The sequence below is a fragment of the Acinetobacter lwoffii genome (assembly GCF_024129355.1).
Lineage (GTDB): Bacteria > Pseudomonadota > Gammaproteobacteria > Pseudomonadales > Moraxellaceae > Acinetobacter > Acinetobacter lwoffii_I.
In genome coordinates this window covers 1-21,517 of the sequence record NZ_JAMXXP010000002.1, presented here as the reverse complement: position 1 = coordinate 21,517, position 21,517 = coordinate 1, and the positions used below count along the sequence as shown (strand labels likewise).

Below are 21,517 nucleotides of genomic sequence, written 5' to 3'. Positions count from 1 at the left end.
TTGATGATTTAATTTTCAAATGATCAAGTTTACTTAATTCGATCAAAATCCTCGGTTTTCAACGTGAATAATTCAGATAACTAAAGCTATAATGTGCTTAGTTATTTTAATTAAAGCATTAGGAGATCGCATGACTGTAGATGTCACTGAAACCATTTCTCAAACTGTACATCCTGCGTTTCAGTTGGTACGTCAACAACATGTTGAAGCTTTAGACATTTTCGTGTCTGAATATAAACATAAAGTGACTGGCGCCACGCATTATCATCTGGCGACCAAGCACGACGAAAATGTCTTTCTGGTGGCGTTTCGTACCCAGCCGATGGATTCTAAAGGCGAGGCACATATTCTGGAACATACTGCGCTGTGTGGTTCAGAAAAATTCCCGGTGCGTGATCCATTCTTCCTGATGATTCGCCGTTCACTGAATACTTTCATGAATGCCTTTACTGCGGCGGACTGGACTGCGTATCCATTTGCGACGCAGAATAGCAAGGATTTCCAGAACCTGCTCGAAGTGTATATGGATGCAGCATTTGCTGCGAACCTGAACCCATTGGATTTTGCCCAGGAAGGCATTCGCATTGAGCTGGAAAATGGCGAGCCTGTCTATAAAGGCGTGGTCTTTAATGAAATGAAAGGGGCGATGAGTTCGCCTTCAGATCAGCTTTATCACACGCTGGCGCATCATTTATTCCCAAATACGACTTATCACTATAATTCTGGCGGTGATCCCAAAGATATTCCTGATCTGACTTACCAAGAGTTAGTTGATTTCTATAAGTCACATTACCATCCAAGCAATGCAGTCTTCATGACCTTTGGCAATAAAACGGCATTTGAACTGCAAGAGCAGTTTGAAAATCTGGCATTGTCCAAATTTGAAAAAGGTCAGACGCTCTATCCAACACCTGAAACCCGTTTGACTGCACCATTGACGGTTACCGACAGCTATGCGGTTGATGCTGAAGATTTACAGGACAAGACCTATCATGTGCTGTCATGGTTATTGCCAGAAGCTAGTGACATTAAACTGCGTTTGGGCATGCGTTTAGTTGAAGGAATTCTGCTCGAAGATTCAGCATCACCACTGCGTCATTATCTGGAAACTTGTGGTTATGCAGATGCAACAGGTCCATTCATGGGCGTGGATGATTCTAATTTTGAAATGACTTTCTACTGCGCGGTACAGGGTTCAAATCCTGAACATGCAGAAGAATTTAAAAATGGTGTGTTTAAGGTTCTGGAAGATGTTGCCTCTAAACCAGTTGATCAGAGCATGGTCGATGCGATCCTGCATCAAATTGAATTGCATCAGCGTGAAATCAATGGCGATGGTACGCCGTATGGTTTGAGCTTGATTCTGAGCGGTCTGGGTAGCGCGATTCATCATCGTGATCCGGTCGAAGTTTGGGATGTGGACTCTGCGATTGCCGCAGTCAAAGAAGAACTGCAAGATCCAATGTGGCTTTCCAATCTGATCAAAGAGCATTTGCTGGATAATCCGCATCGTGTCCAATTGACACTGGTTCCGGATGCGACTAAATCTGCTAAAGAAGCAGCGGATGAAAAAGCGCGTTTGGCTGAAATTGGCAAGAATCTGACTGAAGAACAGAAAGCTGAAATTATTGCGCAGACTGAAGCATTGAATGTGCGTCAGGACACGCCGGATGACTTGAATTTATTGCCGAAAGTCGGTCTGGAAGATGTCCCTGCGGAATTGCAAATTGTTCAAGGCCAGTTGCGTGAGATTATCTGTAACCGTGTTGATACGCCGTTGAACCTGTATCATGCCGGCACCAATGGGATTTATTATCAACAGGTTCTGGTCAATATTCCGGATGAAGTGGTGCAGTCGCCTTACTTTAACCTACTGTCGATCCTGATGGGTGAAGTCGGTGCGGGTGAGTATGATTATCTTGAGTTCCAGCAACTGCAAACAGCGGTAAGTGGCGGTCTGGGCATGGGCGCATCTTTGCGTTCTAAAGTCGATGACAAAAACAAGATTACTGCCTGGTTGACGCTAACGACCAAATCTTTGGTGAATCATCTCGATGCGATCCGTCTGTTAAAGATTGGTTTTGAACAGCTTCGTTTTGATGAAAAAGACCGTATTATCGAGCTGTTACAACAGCGTAAAACGCGCTGGCAGTCACGTATTTCCGGTTCTGGACATAGCTATGCAATGCAAACGGCTTCACGCCAGCATAGTGCATTGGCTTTGCGTGATTATCACAATACCGGTTTGGGTGCATTGAACTGGCTGATCGAACTGGTGTCTAAGATCGAAAAAGATCCGGCTGAATATGATCTTCTGATTGATGAATTAAAACGGATTCATCGGGTCTTGTTGCAAGCACCAAAGCAATTCCTGTTAGTCTGTGAAGAGCCGCAGTCTGAGCATCTGATCGAAGAAATTCAGAATGTCTGGGATAAACTTGAAGTTGATTCTGCACCAGTTTCATTAACTCAAGTCGAAAAAGTAACCCATGACCAGCACGAAGCCTGGTTGATTCAAGCCAATGTCCAGTTCTGTGCGGCTGCTTATGCAGCTGTTGAAGTTTCACATCCTGATGCTGCTGCATTGATGGTACTGGCGGGTTATTTGCGTAATGGCTTCCTGCACAGTGCCATCCGTGAAAAAGGCGGTGCCTATGGTGGTGGTGCCAGCTATGACGGGAATGCCTGTTCATTCCGTTTCTACAGCTATCGTGACCCACGTCTGGCAGAAACTTTCCAGGATTTTGATGCGAGTATTCAGTGGTTACTTAATGCACCACAACAGCCACACCAGTTGGAAGAAGCCATTCTGGGTCTGATTGCCAGCATGGATAAACCGGGTTCACCGGCAGGCGAAGCCATTACTGCATGTTATTCTTACTTGCATCAACGTACGCCAGCGTTCCGTAAAAAATTACGTGAACGTTTATTGAATGTCACACTGGATGATTTGCAGCGTGTTGCACAGACCTATCTGGTCGAGCAGCAGGCGACGAAAGCAGTTGTGGCACCAGTGGCAAAACGTGAAATGCTGGAGCAGCTTGGTTTTGTAATTCAACAAGTTCTATAAATAAAAAAAAGAGGATAAGGGATGGCGCTTAATTCGTTTAAGCGCTCAACTCTACAGCTGAGCGTTTTGCTGGGCTGTGTAGTTGGGACGCAAGTGAATGCGGAAGAAACAGTAGTCAACAGTCCCATGCCGGCAACGGCTGAAGCCTGTGCTGCACTGGAAATTAGTGCAGAGCGTCTAGCCTGTTATGATACTTTATTTAAAATCCCGGTCACTGATAAGCCAGCAATCGTTTCTGAGCGTCGTGCAGCAGCAGAAATTGCGCCTGAACCCGATAATTTAAAAGCGAAAATTGGTCAAACTGTTTCCAATATTTATGCTTCTGAAGGATCAAAGTTGACGCCGAATCTGTCTTTGCTGGATAGCCGATGGGAGCTCTCTCAGGAAAGTAAACTGGGTACCTGGAATATCCGTTCCTATCAGCCGATTTATCTGATGCCAGGATTCTGGACTTCAAAGAAAAACGAGTTTCCGCAAAGCGAAAACCCAAATAACACAGTTAAAGAAGACCAGAATTTGACCTCGATTGAAGGGAAATTCCAGTTATCTTTAAAAACCAAGGCGGTTGAAAATATTCTGGGTGATAACGGGGATCTCTGGCTGGGTTATACCCAGTCTTCACGCTGGCAGGTATATAACTCGGAAGAGTCACGTCCGTTTCGTGAGACCAACTATGAACCCGAAGCCAGTTTGATTTTCCGTACCAATTATGATCTTTTGGGTCTGAATTGGCGTATGTTGGGACTGACCATCAATCATCAGTCCAATGGCCGTTCTGATCCGTTATCACGTAGCTGGAACCGAGTGATGCTGAATCTCGGTTTTGAAAAAGACAATTTTGCCTTGATGGTTCGTCCTTGGTATCGCTTTGAAGAGAAGCGAGAAGATGATAACAATCCAGAAATCAAAAACTATATCGGCCGTGGAGACATGACCGCATTTTATCGTTATAAGGAGCATGATTTTTCATTAATGCTGCGACATACCTTAAAAGGTGGAGATGAAAATCGTGGAGCCGTACAGTTCGATTGGTCATTCCCGATCAGTGGGCGTTTGCGTGGCCAATTCCAGCTATTTGATGGCTACGGAGAAAGTCTGATTGATTATAATCACCGTGCCACGTATGTCGGTTTAGGTGTCTCATTGATGAACTGGTTCTAAGATTCCAAGTTTCATGACCTTATAATGAAAATAAAAAACCATGCCGCTGCATGGTTTTTTCTAGGTAGATTAACCAATCTGGATTTCTGAAGGCGGATGTTTGAGACGACTCTTTTTGGGAGTCGCAATAAAATAAGCAAGCGTCAGTGGCCCTAGACGCCCTGCGAACATTAACAGCATCAGAATGATCAAACTGGCAGGTTGTAGCTCCTCAGTTACCCCTCGGGACAAACCGACGGTACAGGCCGCAGACACGGCTTCAAACAACAGATCCAGAAAATCCTGCTCAGGTTCCAGGATTAATAAGCTCATAAAACCCATCATGATCAACGCTGCAGTAATACACACGACGGCCAATGCTTTAAACGTAGTTTTTTCAGGAATAGAGTGATTAAACAGCCGGATCTCATCTTCGCGTCTTAAAAAACTGATTACGCTGATGACCACAATAATAAACGTACCGACCTTAATGCCGCCCGCTGTACTTAAGGAACCTCCACCAATAAACATTAGAAATATGGTAACTAGAGTGGATGCATCACTCATTTGTTCCATTGGCAAGCTATGAAAACCTGAAGAGCGGGGAACGGTGGCATGGAACCAGGCATTCACGGCCTGATCGCCCAAACTCATGAGACCTAAGGTCTGTGGATTGGAAGCCTCCAATAGCCAAAGTACGATAAAAGCACTTAGGTTCAGACCCAGAATCGTTGAGAGGATTAGCTTGCTGTTGGTACTCAACTTACGCCAGCGCTTATGTTCTTTGACGTCCATCAGCACCAGAAAACCGATACCGCCAATGATATACAGCATACTGATGGTAAAAGTAATCAGATACTGCCCTGAAAAACTCATCAAACTATTTGGAAAAAGTGAAAATCCACCATTATTAAAAGCGGAGACGCTATAAAAAGCCGCATAAAATAGTGCATCGCTAAACTGGTATTCTTTGAGCCAGGATAAGGTCAGAATCAGCGTACCGATCGCTTCAAAGAACAGGGAATATAAAAAAACGGCTTTAATGGTAAAACTGACTTTTTTCAGACTGGTTTGTCCGATCGACTCCTGTGCCATGACTTGTTGTTTTAGCCCCAGTTGCGGTGCCAAGCTCATCACTGCCAGAATGGCAAACGTCATAAAACCCAAGCCGCCGCATTGCAACAAAAACATAATCACGATTTGGCCGAATACCGTATAGGCTTCACCGACATTTACCACCGATAGCCCGGTAATGGTCACAGCAGAAGTTGCTGTAAATATCGCCTCCAGCCAGCTGATTTCCCCATGATGTGCAATAGGCAGCATCAGCAGCAGTGAGCCGATCAGAATTAACCCGAGAAAACCCAAGGCTAGTAAGCTCGGAGGACTGAGGTTGATCGTCCTGTGTTGCTTTAAATCAGAACTTTTCATAGATGTTTAAAGTATTTAGCAAGACGGCGCAAAGGTTCCAGCAATCCTTCAACCAGTAAAATATCGCCTTCTTGGAGAATCTGATTGACATCTACGTGATATTGCAGTGTAGATCCGCGTTTATGTAATAAGGTAGTGATTTCAGGAGCATGCTTCATCAACTGATTCAGTGGCGTACCATGATGATCTGCATGAATTTCAATTTTGACAATATAATGATCATCTTCAAGCGCCATATAGCGACTAACCATCGGATAGCTTAATGACTGTGCCACCCGAACGCCCATATCTTCTTCAGGATGAATAATTTTTTCAACATTGAGATGGGTTAGAATCATGTGATGGGATTTGGATTTGGCCTTCACCCAGATTTTCTTCACGCCCATATTTTTTAAGTGCAATACACACAGAATGCTGGCTTCAATATCCTCTCCAATCGCAACGACAACGGCATCACAGCGCTGAATATTCAGCTCATCGAGTACATGTTCATCGGTTGCATCGGCAATCACAGCATGGGTTAGTTGATCGGAAATGTTTTCTACATATTTTTTATTCAGATCGATCCCGATCACTTCATGCTTCAGACTGATGAGCTGTGTGGCCACGGTTGCACCGAAACTGCCAAGCCCGATGACTGCAAATAATGCCATGGATTGTCCTTCGTTATCTTTATGTCATTCGTTATATCCGCTATGGTAATGAGAAGGCAATTCCTCAGCTATAGTTTTTAGGTAAAAATAGTACAGATCTTTGAAGTCTTTACGCTTCTTTCATCTGAAGTATAGATTGAAAATTTGGACAGTCAGACATAACCTGACGATGTGTATATAAGATTCCATAACTGTTTTGGATGATGTATTCGAATTCATGATGATCATCTTTCATGATATTGAGTGTGGCTTGGCGTTTGAGTTGAGGATAAGTTTTTAAATTATCAATTGAGGCACAAGAAAAGCTTTTTACAAAAGCTGAAATTTTAGGATCTAATTTCACTTCTTTATAATGATCTAGAAAAATATAAACAACGAATTTGGGATACTGGTTGAGTATTTCTGAATGTGCCTCTATGCCAGCGATGTTGCTGAGGTTATTTGCGGTTGCATTACTGGGAATATTTTTCATACTTGTTCGAACACGATCTTCTTCTTGATTTAATTTGTATGCTGGATAGCCGTATAAATAGACAAATAAAGTGGTGAGCAAAATAATAATAAAAGTGATATTCATATCTTAAGGTTCTGTTTTTGTAATTTCTTTTATTGTAACAAGATTAGAAATTAATGGATAATTGGTGTTTTTATTCATGATGCATTTTTAAATCTGGATAGAATATTATCCTAAAAAAACCGCCTCAAAAGGCGGTTTGTGTTTGAAAGAATTACTTCAAGAAACGTTGATAACCGAGATTATTGGTAATTTCCTGATAAGGATAGGTAATGGTTTCGAGGGTTTCGATCAAGCCGTCCGGATTCTGTTGTGCATCGGTTGCTTCAAGACCCACCAGAACACGTCCTTCAGCAGCGCCGTGGTTACGGTAGTGGAACAGGGTGATATTATGGGTTGGGCCAAGACGTTCCAGGAACATCAGTAAAGCGCCAGGACGCTCCGGGAATTCCACGCGGAACAGGCGCTCATTTTCAATATCGGCATGACCACCGATCAGGTAACGGATATGCAGTTTGGCCACTTCGTCATCAGACAGATCGTCAACGTCATACTGGAACTTTAAGGTTTCATAAATTTCCTGACGTTCTTTCTCGCCATTTTTCAGACTGATGCCGACAAAGACTTGCGCAGCAGAAGCATCGCTGGCACGGTAGTTAAATTCAGTAATATTACGGCCTTGTAATGCACGGCAGAAACTCAGGAATGAACCTTTCTGTTCCGGAATGGTCACGGCAAAAATCGCTTCTTTGCGTTCACCCAATTCGGTACGTTCAGCGATATAGCGTAAACGGTCGAAGTTCATGTTGGCGCCGCAGACAATCGACACCATGTTTTTCCCTTCGATGCCATGTTCAGCCACGTATTTTTTGATGCCAGCCAGTGCCATTGCACCAGATGGTTCGACAATGCTACGGCATTCGTCATAAGTGTCTTTAATCGCTGCACAGACTTCATCCGTATTCACCAGCACTACATTCGGTTCCACGATCGGGCCTGAATTGTCCGACTTTTGCAGACGAATCACATCAAATGGTTTTTCGCCAATTTGGGCTACGGCTGTACCATCAGCAAATAAACCTACAGATGGAAGAATCACACGTTCATTTGCTTCTAAAGCAGCTTTTAAACAGGCAGATTCGTCGTATTCCACTGGAATGACTTTAACGTGTGGTGCGACATCACCTAAATAGGCTGCAACACCTGCGATCAGGCCGCCACCGCCAACTGCGACAAACACATAGTCGACATCACGCCATTGACGTAGAATTTCATTGGCAATGGTGCCTTGGCCAGCAATCACCAATTCATCATCATAAGGTGGAATGAAAGTCATGCCATCTTCTTGGGCACGTTGAATTGCATATTTATTGGCAACATCAAATGAATCGCCATGCAAAACCACTTCGCCACCGAGACGCTTAACTGCCTGTACCTTGATATCCGGTGTGGTTTTAGGCATCACAATAATCGCGCGAACACCCAGCTTTTTCCCTGAGAGTGCCACGCCTTGTGCATGGTTGCCCGCTGAAGCAGTAATAACGCCACGTTCCATTTGTGATTTCGGTAATTGACTAATACGGTTATAGGCACCGCGTAGCTTGAATGAAAAAACCGGTTGTAAATCTTCACGTTTAAAGCGGATATTATTATTGAGTCGTTCGCTAATTCGTGGCGCTGCTTCGAGTGGAGTTTCGATTGCAACATCGTAGACCGTTGCTTGTAAAATTTGTCGAACCAAACGAGACAGCATGTTAATTTTCCATCTAACAGTTTAAAATAGGGGCTTATTGTAACAAACCACACGGCTTTGCGGTTTAAAAAAGCTGCAAAAGTCCAAAATAGTTGAGTGAAGCCATGAGTCTATATGCAACCCAAGATGAGAAAAAACAAGCAGCAGCCAAAGCCGCTTTAAAACACTTGCCAAAAGGGGGCATTTTAGGCGTAGGTACAGGCAGTACTGTAAACTTTTTAATTGACTTATTACCTGAGCTGCAATTGGAAGCTGCGGTAGCCAGTTCAGAAGCAACTGCACAGCGTTTGAAAAAGCTCGGCATTGAAGTGGTGGATATGAACTCTGTCAGTGGTCTGGATGCTTATGTTGATGGCGCAGATGAAATTGATCGTCATATGCATATGATCAAAGGTGGCGGCGCAGCGCTCACACGTGAAAAAATTGTTGCCTCTATCGCGAAAAAATTCGTGTGTATCGTGGATGATTCTAAATGGGTTGGACAATTAGGGCGTGAGTTCCCGCTTCCTGTAGAAGTGATTCCAATGGCACGTTCTGCGGTTGCACGTAAAATTGTATCTTTGGGTGGCGATCCTGCTTATCGTGAAGGTGTGGTAACTGACAATGGTAACGTGATTTTAGACGTGTACAACCTGAATATTCTAAATGCACTTGAGCTTGAAAAAACCTTAAATGATATTCCGGGCGTGGTATGTAACGGCATCTTTGCGATTAATAAAGCAGATATCGCCATTGTCGCAACTGATAATGGAATTGAAGAGCGTACCGCGGTTTAATTTTAAAATCTCCCCCAAACCCCTCTTTGAAAAAGAGGGGGCTTATTCCCTCCTTTGTTAAAGGTGAGTAGTACTGCTACGCAAGGGGAGGATTCAACAAAAGAATAAAAATGACCTTATCTGACCTACCTGAAATTCAAATCACCCGAAATGTCCGCTCAACCCGGCTGCGTTTACGTGTCGATGCGACCCAGATTCGCCTGACAGCCCCAGTTTTTTGTAGCAAAAAACAGATACGGCATTTTATTGAACAATCTGAAAGCTGGCTAATTAAAACCTGGCAATCCCAGCAAGAAAAAATCGCAAATATTGACCGGACGCTACCGAGTGAGCTGCGGTTATTCAATCTAAAAGCACCTGTACAAATCTCTTATCACAGCCAGAAAAACAACTTCATTTTTAATGATGAGAATTTGCAGCTTTGGATCAGTGACCGACATCCTGAAGAATATTTAAAAGCTTTCGTGATTGCCTATGCAAAAGAACAGCTTCCTTCATATTTAAATCTTGTCTCACAGCAATGTCATCTGCCTTTTAAAAACTGCAACATTCGACAGCCTAAAACCCGGTGGGGCAGTTGTTCGGCCAAGCATGACATTATGTTGAACAGTGCGCTGGTATTATTTCCTGAACAAGTCACGCGTTATGTCGCTGTCCATGAGCTGGTACATACAAAGCATTTTGATCATAGCCCACGCTTTTGGGCAGAAGTTGCCAAGCATGATCAGCATTTCCAGCAGCATCGTATAACGCTGAAAAATACGCCGTTGCCATATTGGTGGGGTGCCTAAAAGCATAATTAATAAGTCCATATAACTCTATTAAAATAGCCTAAGCAATCTATGCATTTAATCCTCTAAACCGGCCTTATCCTACTGATCAATTAAAAAACCAGCAAACCCCAGTGAAATGGTTTAGAAAACCTCAACTTCCTGTCATACTAGGCCTTATAAAGGAAACATTTATTTGAGGTAATCATCGTGATTTCAGTGGGTATTGTGGGTGGTACGGGTTATACAGGCGTTGAACTTTTACGTCTTTTGCTACGACATTCAGATGTAAATGTAACAGCACTGACATCACGTACTGAAGCAGGTCGTCGTGTAGATGACATGTTCCCAAGCTTGCGCGGGCATACCGATCTTAAATTCTCTGATTTAAGTCTGGATTTATTAAAATCATGCGATGTGGTGTTCTTTGCAACACCGCATGGTGTCGCAATGAAACATGCCGAAGAGCTGGTCGCTGCAAATACCAAAGTGATCGACCTAGCTGCCGATTTCCGTTTACAAGATCTTGCACAGTTTGAAAAATGGTATGGCATGCAACATGCATGTCCAGAACTGTTAAAAGATTCTGTTTACGGTTTATCTGAATTGAATCGTGAAGACATTAAAAAAGCCAATGTGATCGGGAATCCGGGGTGTTACCCAACCACAGTTCAGCTGGGTCTGGCGCCAGTTTTAAAAGCGGCTGAAGCATTGGTGAAACCTGAAAGCATTATTATTGATGCCAAATCGGGTGTATCAGGTGCAGGTCGTAAAGCCAGTATGGGCATGATTTATTCTGAAAATGCCGATAATTTTAAGGCCTATGGTGTAGCGGGTCATCGTCATCACCCTGAAATTGTCGAAGCACTGGAAAATATTTCAGGTCAAAAAAATGTGTTTGATCATATTTTATTTGTACCGCATTTGGTGCCGATGATTCGTGGTATGTTGTCGACCATCTATATCGATTTAACTGAAGCAGGGCAAACCGCAGATTTACAAGCGCTATATGAGCAGTTCTATGCCAATGAAGCATTTGTCGATGTCATGCCGGCAGGCAGTTCACCAGAAACGCGTTCAGTGCGTGGAGCGAATCAGTTGCGTATTGCCTTGTACAAGCCACAGCCAACGAAACTGGTGATCCTGGTTGTACAAGACAATCTGGTAAAAGGCGCAGCAGGTCAGGCTGTGCAAAACATGAACCTGATGTTTGGTTTTGCTGAAGATGCTGGGTTAAATAATATTGGTTTATTACCATAAAAAACGTATTAGAACTTCACACACATTTAGATTTGCATTTAAATGTGTGTCTTGATTAAAGCAAACAAGAGATCAAAATGCCGAATAACGAGTCAAATACGACGCTTCCTCAGGAACCCGGTACTAAGAAACCATTCATGAAAGGCAATACGCCCTTAGCCATTGGTGCGGCTGTATTGATCTTAAGCAGTGGCGTACTCGGATATACCGTAGGACATCGTCAGGGTTTGACTGCGGCGGGTTATGATGCAGATGCAGAGCAACTGGTGGATGTGGTACAGACTCAGAAAGCCAGTCTGGAAACACTGAACAAGACACTGAATACTGCGGTTCAGGAGCGTGATCTGGCGGTTAGCAATGCCAATGATCTGTATCTGGCCATGACCAAGGCACGTGATGAACAGGTGCAGGCCGAAAGTGTGGGAACCATTTATCGCGAAATTTTGCGTCAGCGTGGTGGTTTGGCATTGGCGGTTCAAAACCTGTCGATTAAACCATTACCCGAAAATGCCTTTGAATACCAGATTGATCTGGTTCAGGTCAGTCCAGGCAAAAGTCGTGCTTCAGGTAGTGTGGAACTGCGCCTGATTAAAGGGACTGAAATTCTGGTGGTACCACTGGAAGATAAAAACTTTAATTTTGAAAATTATGAGCGACTCACTGGCCGCTGGACCATGCCGAAAGGCTTTAAACCAGAATTTATTGAAGTGCGTCTTACTGGTGCCAAGCCTGTGATTCGTCGTTTTAGTTGGGAACAGGGCAAAGCAGTAGAAAATCAGTCTGCTACCTTGTCAGAAATTCCGAAAACCGAAGCAAATGCAAATTAAGTGTGAAATATAAATCTTATGCCAAGCAATAAACGTCAAATGTGTTTAAGTGATATTAAAAATTCTTTTAATGAGTCTGGAATCGTTGATTGGCATATCAGCCCACGTTTAGCAAATGAACCCTCTGAAGACGGTGATTCTGACTTAGCTGTACAGACCGCACCGCCAGAACTGAAACGTCCACCGTTGTATGCCGTTGTTTTATTAAATGACGACTATACGCCGATGGAGTTTGTAATTGAAATTTTACAACAATACTTTGCAATGAATCTTGACCAAGCTACACAAGTAATGCTAACTGTACATTATGAAGGAAAGGGTGTAGCTGGGGTGTATCCTCGAGACATTGCGGAGACCAAAGCGAACCAAGTCACTAATTATGCTCGATCACAAGGTCATCCATTACTTTGCCAAATAGAGCCTAAAGATTAAGGGGGTTACATGCTCAGTCGTCAATTAGAAGTATCACTACGTTTGGCTGTCAGCATGGCTCGTCAAAAGAGACATGAGTTCCTGACTGTAGAACATTTATTGTTAGCCTTGCTCGACAATGATTCCGCCGTAAATGCCCTGAAAGCATGTGGCGCAGATATTATCGTGTTGCGTAAGGAATTAGAAGAGTACGTCGAACAACATACCCCTAAACTTGGTGAAAATAGTGATCAGGCACCACACCCGACAGAAAGCTTCGACCGGATCTTGCAACGCGCGATTTTTCACGTGCAATCAAGTGGTGGCGATCGTACTGTAGAAGGTGCCGATATTCTGGTTGCCATGTATTCTGAGCGTGACTCATTTGCGGTCTATCTGCTGAAACGTCATCAAATTAACCGTCTGACCCTGACTCAATACCTATCTCATGGTACACGTAAAGAAGACGTACAATCTGAAGAAGAAATTGAAGATCTAGATGGCGAATCTGCATCTTCAGCGAGTTCAGGTCCACTTGAGCTTTATACCACTAACCTCAATGTTGAAGCACAAAAGGGCAAGACCGATCCGCTGATTGGTCGTGAAAAAGAAATTGAGCGTGCAGCGCAAATTCTTTGCCGCCGTCGTAAAAATAACCCACTGCTTGTCGGTGATCCAGGGGTCGGTAAAACCTCGATTGCTGAAGGTCTGGCTTGGTTGATCGTCAATGGTAAAGCGCCAAAACCGCTGGAAAGTGCTGAAATCTTTAGTCTGGATATTGGTGCTTTGGTGGCAGGAACCAAATACCGCGGTGATTTTGAAAAACGCTTGAAACAGCTTTTAAATGCGCTGAAAAAGAAACCTGAAGCCGTGCTGTTTATTGATGAAATTCACATGATTATTGGTGCAGGCTCGAGTATGGGCAGTACTATGGATGCATCGAATTTGATCAAGCCAGCATTAGCCAATGGCACTTTACGTTGCATCGGTTCAACCACTTTCCAGGAATACCGTCAGGTCTTTGAGAAAGATCATGCTTTATCGCGCCGTTTTCAGAAAATTGATGTGAATGAACCATCTATTTCTGAAACTATTGATATCCTACGTGGTCTGAAATCGAAGTTTGAAGATTTCCATCATGTGGAATATGACGATCAAGCCTTGGTGTCTGCGGTAGAACTTTCTGCAAAATTTATCAACGACCGTTTCTTGCCAGATAAGGCGATTGACGTCATTGATGAAGCCGGTGCTCAGCGCCGTCTGAAAGCTGAACAAGATGACAGTTTGATCACCGTAGAAAATATTGAAGATATCGTCTCTAAAATTGCGCGTATTCCACCAAAAACTGTCTCGAAAGATGACAAGAGCGTGCTGGAAAATCTTGAGCGCGATCTGAAACGTGTGGTCTTTGGACAGGATGAAGCCATTGAAGCTTTGGCATCTGCAATTAAACTGTCACGTGCCGGTTTGAAATCTCCAGACAAGCCTGTAGGTAGTTTTGTCTTTGCAGGTCCAACTGGTGTCGGTAAAACTGAAGTGACCAAGCAGCTGGCGAAACAGATGGGTGTAGAACTGGTTCGCTTTGATATGTCGGAATATATGGAACGCCATGCGGTGTCTCGTTTAATCGGTGCACCTCCGGGCTATGTCGGTTTTGATCAGGGTGGGTTATTGACCGATGCGATTCATAAAAATCCGCATTGTGTACTGTTGCTCGATGAGATCGAAAAAGCGCATCCAGATGTGTTTAACCTGTTATTGCAGATTATGGATCATGGTTCATTGACTGATAACAACGGGCGTAAATCTGATTTCCGTAACGTGGTCTTGGTACTCACCACCAATATTGGTGCGGAAAGTATTTCTCGTGTCAGCATTGGTTTTATGGAACAGGATAATAGTAACGATAATCAGGAAGCGATGAAGAAAGCCTTCTCACCAGAATTCCGTAACCGCCTCGACGGCGTGATTCAGTTCAAGGCATTGCCAAGCAGCATTATTGAAAATGTCGTGGATAAATTCCTGACTGAACTTCAAGCACAACTGGATGACAAAAAAGTCATGCTGGAAGTGGATCAAAGTGCACGTGAATGGATGTCAGAACATGGCTATGACCGTTTAATGGGCGCACGTCCAATGCAACGTTTGATTCAGGAACACCTGAAAAAACCGCTGGCTGAGATGATCCTGTTTGGTGAACTGGCTGAAAATGGCGGCAATGTTGCAGTATCGGTGAAAAAAGAAAATGGTAAAGCGGTTGGCTTAAAACTTGAAGTTTTTGAAGACCAGACTGCTGAACCGGCCTAATGAACGAAAAAGATTAAACCCGTGCCTGCACGGGTTTTTTTATGCACTCATATTTTAAATTATCAAATTCATATCATTTAAAAGATAAATTATGGATATTCAAGTTACCAAGCTGTTCACGACATTTTTACTGTTTTTAGTCACGGCATTGATGGAAATTTTAGGTTGTTATTTTCCCTATCTGATTTTAAATCAGGGGAGAAGCCACTGGTTATGGATTCCGACAGCTCTGGCTTTGGCGGCTTTTGTCTGGCTGTTAACCTTGCATCCAGCTGCTTCAGGACGGATCTATGCCGCTTATGGCGGTATCTATATTTTTTCAGCACTGATGTGGTTGCGCTTCGTTGATCAAGTGACTCTATCGCGTTGGGATCTACTTGGTGGCATGGTGGTAATACTGGGCGCGTTGATTATTATTTTGCAGCCGCAAGGCTTGGTGCGTTAGCAAGATATAACAGTAAACCTTATTAAAAAAGGCAGCCACAGCTACCTTTTTTTGTTTTTGGATTTTTTAATTTCAAATCAAACTTGATGTCTTATTTAGTTAGATTATTTTAATTTACAATCTTTCTGAGAAATATCAGTTTTATAGGTTTGTGTCTGCGAGTTCAGGCTGAGTTCAACCTTGTATGGGTTCTCAATCTGATAGCGATGTTCAAAGAAAATTTCACAATTATTGAGCAGATTATTGCGAATGACTTTCATCACTTCTTTGCGCCCCAGGTCTTTTTCAAACTGGCTAAAATCGGGCGTGATGATCATGCCTTTCAGTGTGGTTTTATTGGCACTTAACTGTAATTGTTCAATAATCGTATTTTGATCAATCTGCAACGGTAAAGTTCTGGAATCTTCTGCACTGAGCACTGCGAGTAATTCATTCAGTTCAGCTTTTTTCTGAATTTTAAATTTGCTGTCAATAATATTTTTTTCTTGAAGATATTGGTCAAATTCAGAAGCATGCACCGCTAAGGCAGCACTGCTAAAACCAGTCAAGAGTGCCAAAGCCCAATATTTTTTTTGCATTGTATAAAATCACTTTTATTCCATTTCAACAATGATTATAAGAGCTGAGACAAAAAAAGCACCAGAGATTGGTGCTTAATTTGTGAAGATTCATCTTAAAAATTAGTCTTTTTTCAGATTTTCATTAATCAGGAATTCAACTAAGGCTTTTTGCGCGTGTAAGCGATTTTCCGCTTCATCCCAAACCACAGCATTTTTATGGTCAAGCAGATTTTCTGAAATCTCTTCGCCACGATGCGCAGGCAAGCAGTGCATAAACAAGCAATCCGGATGTGCAAGATCCATCAGACGTTCATTCACCTGATAATCTGCAAAGGCTTTTTCACGGATCTTCTGTTCTTCTTCCTGGCCCATGCTTGCCCAAACGTCAGTCACGATCAGATCAGCATTCACCGCTGCATCTTCAGCAGAAGGAACCAGTTCCACACAATGGGCAAATTCAGACAGGAATTTTTCTTGTGGCTCATAGCCTTTTGGCGCTGCAATTTTCAGATTAAAGCCCCACATATGCGCAGCTTCAATATAAGAGTTACACATATTGTTGCCATCACCAATCCAGGCAACAGTTTTCCCTTCGATTGAGCCACGTTGCTCTACATAGGTCTGCATGTCAGCAAGTAACTGGCAAGGGTGGTGATCATCTGTTAAAGCATTAATCACTGGAACTTTTGAATAAGATGCAAAACGCTCCACGATATCATGACCGAAAGTACGGATCATTACGATATCCAGCATGCTTGAAATCACACGTGCAGAATCTTCAATCGGTTCACCACGACCTAACTGGGTATCGCGTGAAGACAGGAAAATTGCGCTGCCACCAAATTGGCTCATGCCAGCTTCAAACGAAACACGCGTACGGGTACTCGATTTTTCAAAAATCATGCCCATCACTTTACCAACAAATGGTTGGAACACTTCATTGTTATGCTGTTTGCGCTTAAGCTCAATTGCGCGTTGCAAAATCTGGTTAAGTTCTAAAGTTGATAAATCGCGTAAGGTGAGAAAGTGACGGAGAGCCATTCGTTACTCCACAATAATTGCCGAAAAACTCGATCAACAATCAGTTGTTGGTTAGTTTAAGAAAAAATACGGAATCGGCTAATATACTATAAGCAATGAAAAATGCAAAAAAACTAGACTTTTTGATGACCGTCTAAAAAGCGATCCACACAATAACTGATGTATTTGTCGATTTCCTGATCATCTTCCTGTACCGGAATTCCCATCAGAATACGCCATTCCAGATTGCGCAAAATACCAAAATACAGCTGCGCCGAATATTGCGGATTCTCGCAATGTAATAAACCTTGCGCATCTGCCTGTTCTAAGGCCGTGGCAATGGCACTTTGCACATGCACCGGGCCTCGCTCATGAATATGCTGAGCAAGTTCTGGATTGCGCTGACTCTGTTCCAGTACCAGACGCATAAAGGCCGAATTTTCAGGTTGCATGATCTGGTGATAAAAATTAAGCAACGTGTGTACTAAATAACTACGAAAATCCAGTGCCATCAGTTCGATCGGAATACTGATATCTTCAAAAAACTTGATACGGCGATAATCGCAAATGGCTTTAAACAAGCCTTCTTTATTGCCAAAGTACTTATAAATAGAGGCTTTGGAGCCACCGGCATGCTGGACGATATCATCCAGAGAGACAGCGTCATAACCCCGTTCCAGAAATAGCTCGGTTGCGCTGATCAGCAGCGCAATACAACGCTCATGACCACGTTTGGTCTGTGGCAGATCTTTGGCGAGCGGTTCTAGGGCGAGGTCTTGCATAGGAGATAGTACATCAACATGTCAATAGAGATTGAAACGCCATCATAGCAAATATATGCACATATTTCATAATTGCGCCGGATAAGTGCAGTATTTGCTGGATTAGGTAAAGCAAAACTTAAAAATTTGACTAAAGTTTTAGAGTATTTGTTTTATCAGGTTATGGAATGAGCAAGCCAAATGAGTATACTCGAATTTCAATAATTATAGCCAAGACTGTGGAAAAGGAAGATGACAGAACAAATGTCTGCAGGTTTAAGATTTAGACAAGCGCTTGAAGTCGAGAAACCATTGCAAATTATGGGCACAGTAAATGCCTATGCTGCCATGATGGCCAAACAGGTCGGTTATAAAGCCATTTATTTATCAGGTGCGGGTGTCGCGAATTATTCTTATGGTTTGCCTGATCTGGGCATGACCAGCCTGGATAATGTTCTTGAAGATGTACGCCGGATCACTGAGCGTGTGGATACACCTTTACTGGTTGATATTGATACCGGTTGGGGCGGTGCATTAAATATTGCCCGCACGATTAAGCAGATGATTGCAGCAGGAGCCGCTGCGGTTCATATTGAAGATCAGGTGGCACAGAAGCGTTGTGGTCATCGTCCAAATAAAGAAATCGTATCGCAGCAGGAAATGGTCGATCGTATCAAAGCGGCTGTAGATGCGAAAACCGATTCAAACTTCGTGGTGATGGCGCGTACCGATGCGCTACAAAAAGAAGGCTTGCAAGCCGTGATTGATCGTGCTTCTGCCTGTGTTGAAGCGGGTGCAGATGCGATCTTTGCTGAGGCGATGACCGATATCACCATGTACCGTACAGTGTGTGATGCGGTCGGTGTGCCAGTCTTGGCAAATATTACCGAATTTGGTGATACACCGTATTATACGGTTGATGAACTGGCGGAGCAGGGCATTGGCATGGTGCTGTATCCGTTATCAGCGACACGTGCAATGCAAAAAGCCGCACTTGAAGTGATGCGTTCAGTACGCGAACATGGTACTCAGGTAAATGTGCTGGATATTATGCAACAACGAAAAGAACTCTACGAATTTTTAGATTATCACAGCTTCGAAGACACATTAGATAAACTGTTTAAACAGGAGAATTAAAAAAATGGCTGAAGGAAAAGTACTCACTGGCGCAGGATTGCGCGGACAAGTGGCAGGTAAAACCTCACTTTCAACAGTAGGCAAAAGTGGCGCAGGCCTGACCTATCGCGGTTATGACGTACAGGATCTGGCTGAACATTGCCAGTTTGAAGAAGTCGCTTACCTGATTTTCTTCGGAGAATTGCCGACAGCAGAGCAATTGGCAGCCTACAAAGCCAAACTGAAATCCTTACGCACTTTACCTCAGGCATTAAAAGAAGTCCTTGAGCGTATTCCTGCCGACTCACATCCAATGGATGTGATGCGTACTGGCGTTTCCATGCTGGGCAATCTTGAAACTGAGCAATCTTTTGAGCAGCAACAGGATATCGCAGACCGCATTTTGGCAACTTTGCCGGCAATCATTTGTTACTGGTATCGTTATAGTCATGACGGCGTACGTATTGAAGAAAATACTGACGATGATTCGATTGGTGCACAGTTCCTGCATCTTCTGCATGGTGAAAAACCAAATGAGCTACATGAACAAGTAATGAATGTTTCCTTGATTCTGTATGCAGAGCATGAATTCAATGCTTCGACTTTTACCGCTCGTGTGTGTGCATCAACGCTGTCCGATATGCATTCCTGTATTACCGGTGCAATCGGTTCCTTGCGTGGCCCTCTACATGGCGGTGCCAACGAAGCTGCGATGGACATGATCGAAAACTGGAAGTCGCCTGAAGAAGCTGAACGTGAAATGCTGGGCATGCTGGAACGTAAAGAAAAAATCATGGGCTTCGGTCATGCGATCTATAAGGACAATGATCCGCGTAATGGCATTATTAAAGTCTGGTCGGAGCGTTTAGCCAAAGATGTCGGTGATACCGTACTTTATCCAGTGTCAGTGCGCTGCGAAGAAGTCATGTGGCGTGAGAAGAAATTATTCTGTAATGCCGATTTCTTCCATGCGTCTGCTTATCACTTTATGGGCATTCCAACCAAGTTGTTTACCCCGATCTTTGTTATGTCACGTGTGACAGGCTGGGCAGCGCATGTGATGGAACAGCGTGCTGACAACCGTATTATCCGTCCAAGCGCGGACTATACCGGTCCTGAACTGCGTAAAGTAGTGCCAATCGCTGAACGTTCTACCGCAGCTTAATCTGTTTCTGTAGTAAAAATAAAAAATAAGGTCTCAATTGAGACCTTATTTTTTTATCGGTTTAGTTATCGACTTAACAGTGCTGGATCTTCAATGCTATAACCTGTTTCAAAAGGAATACCCAGATACTTTACTATTACTAGGGTCTTATTCTGTCGCGGAACTTTATAGGCTTGGCTAATTTTTAAGCCTTGCTGATAACTGACGGCTTGCTGAACCGGGCTTTTTTGTAAGCCGGATTTCACTTGATATTGATAGGTCCATTTTGGCACTTTTTCCTGAGGGTCATGCCAGGCAGGTGCGCTACCTTTTCTTGTCTTTAAGACCTTAAGCTGTGGCTTTGATTTTTGAACCGGATTTAATGGAACTAAACGTTTTTTGATTTTGGCAATGTCCTGATCAAACTTGCGACTGTCTTGATCATAATCGATGCGCTTGGTTTTAGGATTGATATATAAGGAATTGACCTGAACCAGCTGATTTGATTTTTGGGATTTAAAATTATAATAATATAGTTGAGGCAAGCGTCCACGACCATCAAGATAATGACGCATGATATAAAGCTTCTGTTCTTTGACTTCATAGCCTAGAACTTCAATATTTTGTGGACCGCCTACGGTAGCGAAAGCCAGAGTGGGCAAGCTCAGAGGGAGCAGAAGCAGTGCAGTTTTAATATTCATGGTCATTCCACCCTCAAAAAAATAGATTGGCATTTGATCATGCCAATCTATCTTAAAATACGGTAGAAATAATGAAGCTTATTCAGGCTATACAGTAACTTTGAAAGCTTAGCTGTTATTCAACAGATTGATCATGTCATGTGCAACCACAGCTGACAGTTTGTTGAGGCGTTCAAGTGGCGAGCCTTTGAGATAATACTGGAACTGATGGATTTGCGTGGCGTCATTAATGGCCACAAAAAATGTTCCTTCCGGTTTCTCTGGTGTCGCGCTACCACCTGGTTTAAGTAACCCTGTACAGGCGATAATCCAGTCAGCATCACGGAACATTTTTTTACCTGCTTCCGCCAGAGCAACTGTTACCGGCATAGATTCCGCAGTATGACTATTGATCAGATTCTTGGAAATGCCCAATACTGAAGTCTTGACACTTACATCGTAACAGATCAAACCACCAATCAGAATTTCGGCACCTTCTCCTTTACAAATGGAGAACTGGCTACTGAGATATCCAGAACTTGCGCTTTCGATAAAGGCAATTTTTATGTTTTTCTCTTCGAGTAAGCCGCAACAGGTTTTTATCATAGTCTCTATATTTTCTTTGTGGGAGTGATTTTAGATCAATTTAGACAGATTTTTTCTGTCGATCAACTCCAAGTATATTTATATTTTTATGAAAGTTAAAATTTTTTTCATAGATTAGGGTGTGTTGACACTTTTAGCTTAAAAAAATAGCGAAGTAGTAAAATCAAATCGCCAAACCCAATTTTACTATTCGCTATGCCTCGTACCATGCTGACAGATCAACACTGGCAAAAGTTGAAAGTTATTCTGCGTAATTTATCCATTCACCACAAC

20 protein-coding genes and 1 pseudogene are annotated in these 21,517 nt (G+C 43.1%); 12 read left to right on the top strand and 9 right to left on the bottom strand.

Translation table 11 applies throughout. From position 1 onward, the window contains the following. The first annotated feature begins 130 nt into the window (after positions 1-130). Entirely contained in the window at positions 131-3,070 is a 2,940-nt protein-coding gene (locus tag NI468_RS01535) for an insulinase family protein (protein WP_253099274.1), read from the top strand. 21 nt (positions 3,071-3,091) lie between these two features. Beyond that, positions 3,092-4,231, top strand: a complete 1,140-nt coding sequence (locus NI468_RS01530) for a phospholipase A (RefSeq protein WP_253099272.1) — start codon at positions 3,092-3,094, stop codon at positions 4,229-4,231. A gap of 69 nt (positions 4,232-4,300) precedes the next feature. Here NI468_RS01530 and NI468_RS01525 read toward each other — a convergent pair whose 3' ends face one another. From NI468_RS01525 to ilvA, 4 genes are all read right to left on the bottom strand, one after another. Beyond that, positions 4,301-5,641, bottom strand: a complete 1,341-nt coding sequence (locus tag NI468_RS01525; RefSeq protein WP_253099270.1) for a TrkH family potassium uptake protein — start codon at positions 5,639-5,641, stop codon at positions 4,301-4,303. After that, the gene (locus NI468_RS01520; protein WP_253099268.1) at positions 5,638-6,294 is read right to left on the bottom strand and encodes a potassium channel family protein; all 657 of its coding nucleotides are present in this window, start codon (positions 6,292-6,294) and stop codon (positions 5,638-5,640) included. Before NI468_RS01520 ends, NI468_RS01525 begins: the two co-directional genes overlap by 4 nt. Positions 6,295-6,403: 109 nt before the next feature. Further along, a complete protein-coding gene (locus NI468_RS01515; RefSeq protein WP_253099266.1) occupies positions 6,404-6,871 on the bottom strand; it encodes a hypothetical protein in 468 nt (155 codons plus the stop codon). A 151-nt stretch (positions 6,872-7,022) separates the two neighbouring features. Continuing rightward, entirely contained in the window at positions 7,023-8,561 is a 1,539-nt protein-coding gene (gene ilvA / locus NI468_RS01510; protein WP_253099264.1) for a threonine ammonia-lyase, biosynthetic, read from the bottom strand. Positions 8,562-8,665: 104 nt separating this feature from the next. Between ilvA and rpiA the strand changes: the two genes are divergently transcribed. The 7 genes from rpiA (at position 8,666) to NI468_RS01475 (ending at position 15,357) form a co-directional block, all read left to right on the top strand. Continuing rightward, positions 8,666-9,337, top strand: a complete 672-nt coding sequence (rpiA, locus tag NI468_RS01505) for a ribose-5-phosphate isomerase RpiA (protein ID WP_004279784.1) — start codon at positions 8,666-8,668, stop codon at positions 9,335-9,337. Positions 9,338-9,447: 110 nt separating this feature from the next. Further along, entirely contained in the window at positions 9,448-10,128 is a 681-nt protein-coding gene (locus tag NI468_RS01500; protein WP_253099262.1) for a M48 family metallopeptidase, read from the top strand. A gap of 183 nt (positions 10,129-10,311) precedes the next feature. Then, positions 10,312-11,367, top strand: coding sequence for an N-acetyl-gamma-glutamyl-phosphate reductase (argC, locus tag NI468_RS01495; protein WP_253099684.1), 1,056 nt, complete (start codon positions 10,312-10,314; stop codon positions 11,365-11,367). A 77-nt stretch (positions 11,368-11,444) separates the two neighbouring features. Further along, positions 11,445-12,194 (top strand): DUF6776 family protein, encoded by a 750-nt coding sequence (locus tag NI468_RS01490; RefSeq protein ID WP_004279781.1) that lies wholly within the window; start codon positions 11,445-11,447, stop codon positions 12,192-12,194. A gap of 18 nt (positions 12,195-12,212) precedes the next feature. After that, positions 12,213-12,626, top strand: coding sequence for an ATP-dependent Clp protease adapter ClpS (clpS, locus tag NI468_RS01485; protein ID WP_253099260.1), 414 nt, complete (start codon positions 12,213-12,215; stop codon positions 12,624-12,626). 9 nt (positions 12,627-12,635) lie between these two features. Continuing rightward, a complete protein-coding gene (clpA, locus tag NI468_RS01480) occupies positions 12,636-14,912 on the top strand; it encodes an ATP-dependent Clp protease ATP-binding subunit ClpA (protein WP_253099258.1) in 2,277 nt (758 codons plus the stop codon). A 91-nt stretch (positions 14,913-15,003) separates the two neighbouring features. Continuing rightward, a complete protein-coding gene (locus tag NI468_RS01475) occupies positions 15,004-15,357 on the top strand; it encodes a YnfA family protein (RefSeq protein WP_004646786.1) in 354 nt (117 codons plus the stop codon). 104 nt (positions 15,358-15,461) lie between these two features. Here NI468_RS01475 and NI468_RS01470 read toward each other — a convergent pair whose 3' ends face one another. The 3 genes from NI468_RS01470 to NI468_RS01460 form a co-directional block, all read right to left on the bottom strand. After that, positions 15,462-15,935, bottom strand: a complete 474-nt coding sequence (locus NI468_RS01470) for a hypothetical protein (RefSeq protein WP_253099256.1) — start codon at positions 15,933-15,935, stop codon at positions 15,462-15,464. A gap of 102 nt (positions 15,936-16,037) precedes the next feature. Next, positions 16,038-16,958, bottom strand: coding sequence for an ornithine carbamoyltransferase (argF, locus tag NI468_RS01465; protein WP_004280178.1), 921 nt, complete (start codon positions 16,956-16,958; stop codon positions 16,038-16,040). A gap of 113 nt (positions 16,959-17,071) precedes the next feature. Next, a complete protein-coding gene (locus NI468_RS01460) occupies positions 17,072-17,719 on the bottom strand; it encodes a TetR/AcrR family transcriptional regulator (protein WP_004646788.1) in 648 nt (215 codons plus the stop codon). Positions 17,720-17,950: 231 nt separating this feature from the next. Between NI468_RS01460 and prpB the strand changes: the two genes are divergently transcribed. Next, a complete protein-coding gene (gene prpB / locus NI468_RS01455; protein WP_004280180.1) occupies positions 17,951-18,835 on the top strand; it encodes a methylisocitrate lyase in 885 nt (294 codons plus the stop codon). A 4-nt stretch (positions 18,836-18,839) separates the two neighbouring features. Beyond that, complete coding sequence (gene prpC, locus NI468_RS01450) at positions 18,840-19,979, top strand: bifunctional 2-methylcitrate synthase/citrate synthase (protein WP_044110021.1); 1,140 nt, start codon at positions 18,840-18,842, stop codon at positions 19,977-19,979. A 65-nt stretch (positions 19,980-20,044) separates the two neighbouring features. Here the strand turns inward: prpC and NI468_RS01445 are convergent, their stop codons facing one another. Together NI468_RS01445 and NI468_RS01440 are read right to left on the bottom strand one after the other, a co-directional pair. Beyond that, positions 20,045-20,665 carry an aminotransferase gene (locus NI468_RS01445; RefSeq protein WP_253099682.1) on the bottom strand — a complete coding sequence of 207 codons (621 nt, stop codon included), beginning with the start codon at positions 20,663-20,665 and terminating at the stop codon, positions 20,045-20,047. Between the two features lie 102 nt (positions 20,666-20,767). Next, on the bottom strand, positions 20,768-21,244 hold the full coding sequence (locus NI468_RS01440) for a CinA family protein (protein WP_253099254.1): 477 nt from the start codon (positions 21,242-21,244) through the stop codon (positions 20,768-20,770). A gap of 195 nt (positions 21,245-21,439) precedes the next feature. On the opposite strand from NI468_RS01440, the pseudogene NI468_RS01435 reads away from it, so the two are divergent. Then, positions 21,440-21,517 (top strand): annotated as a pseudogene (locus NI468_RS01435) (IS5/IS1182 family transposase); the annotation flags it as partial.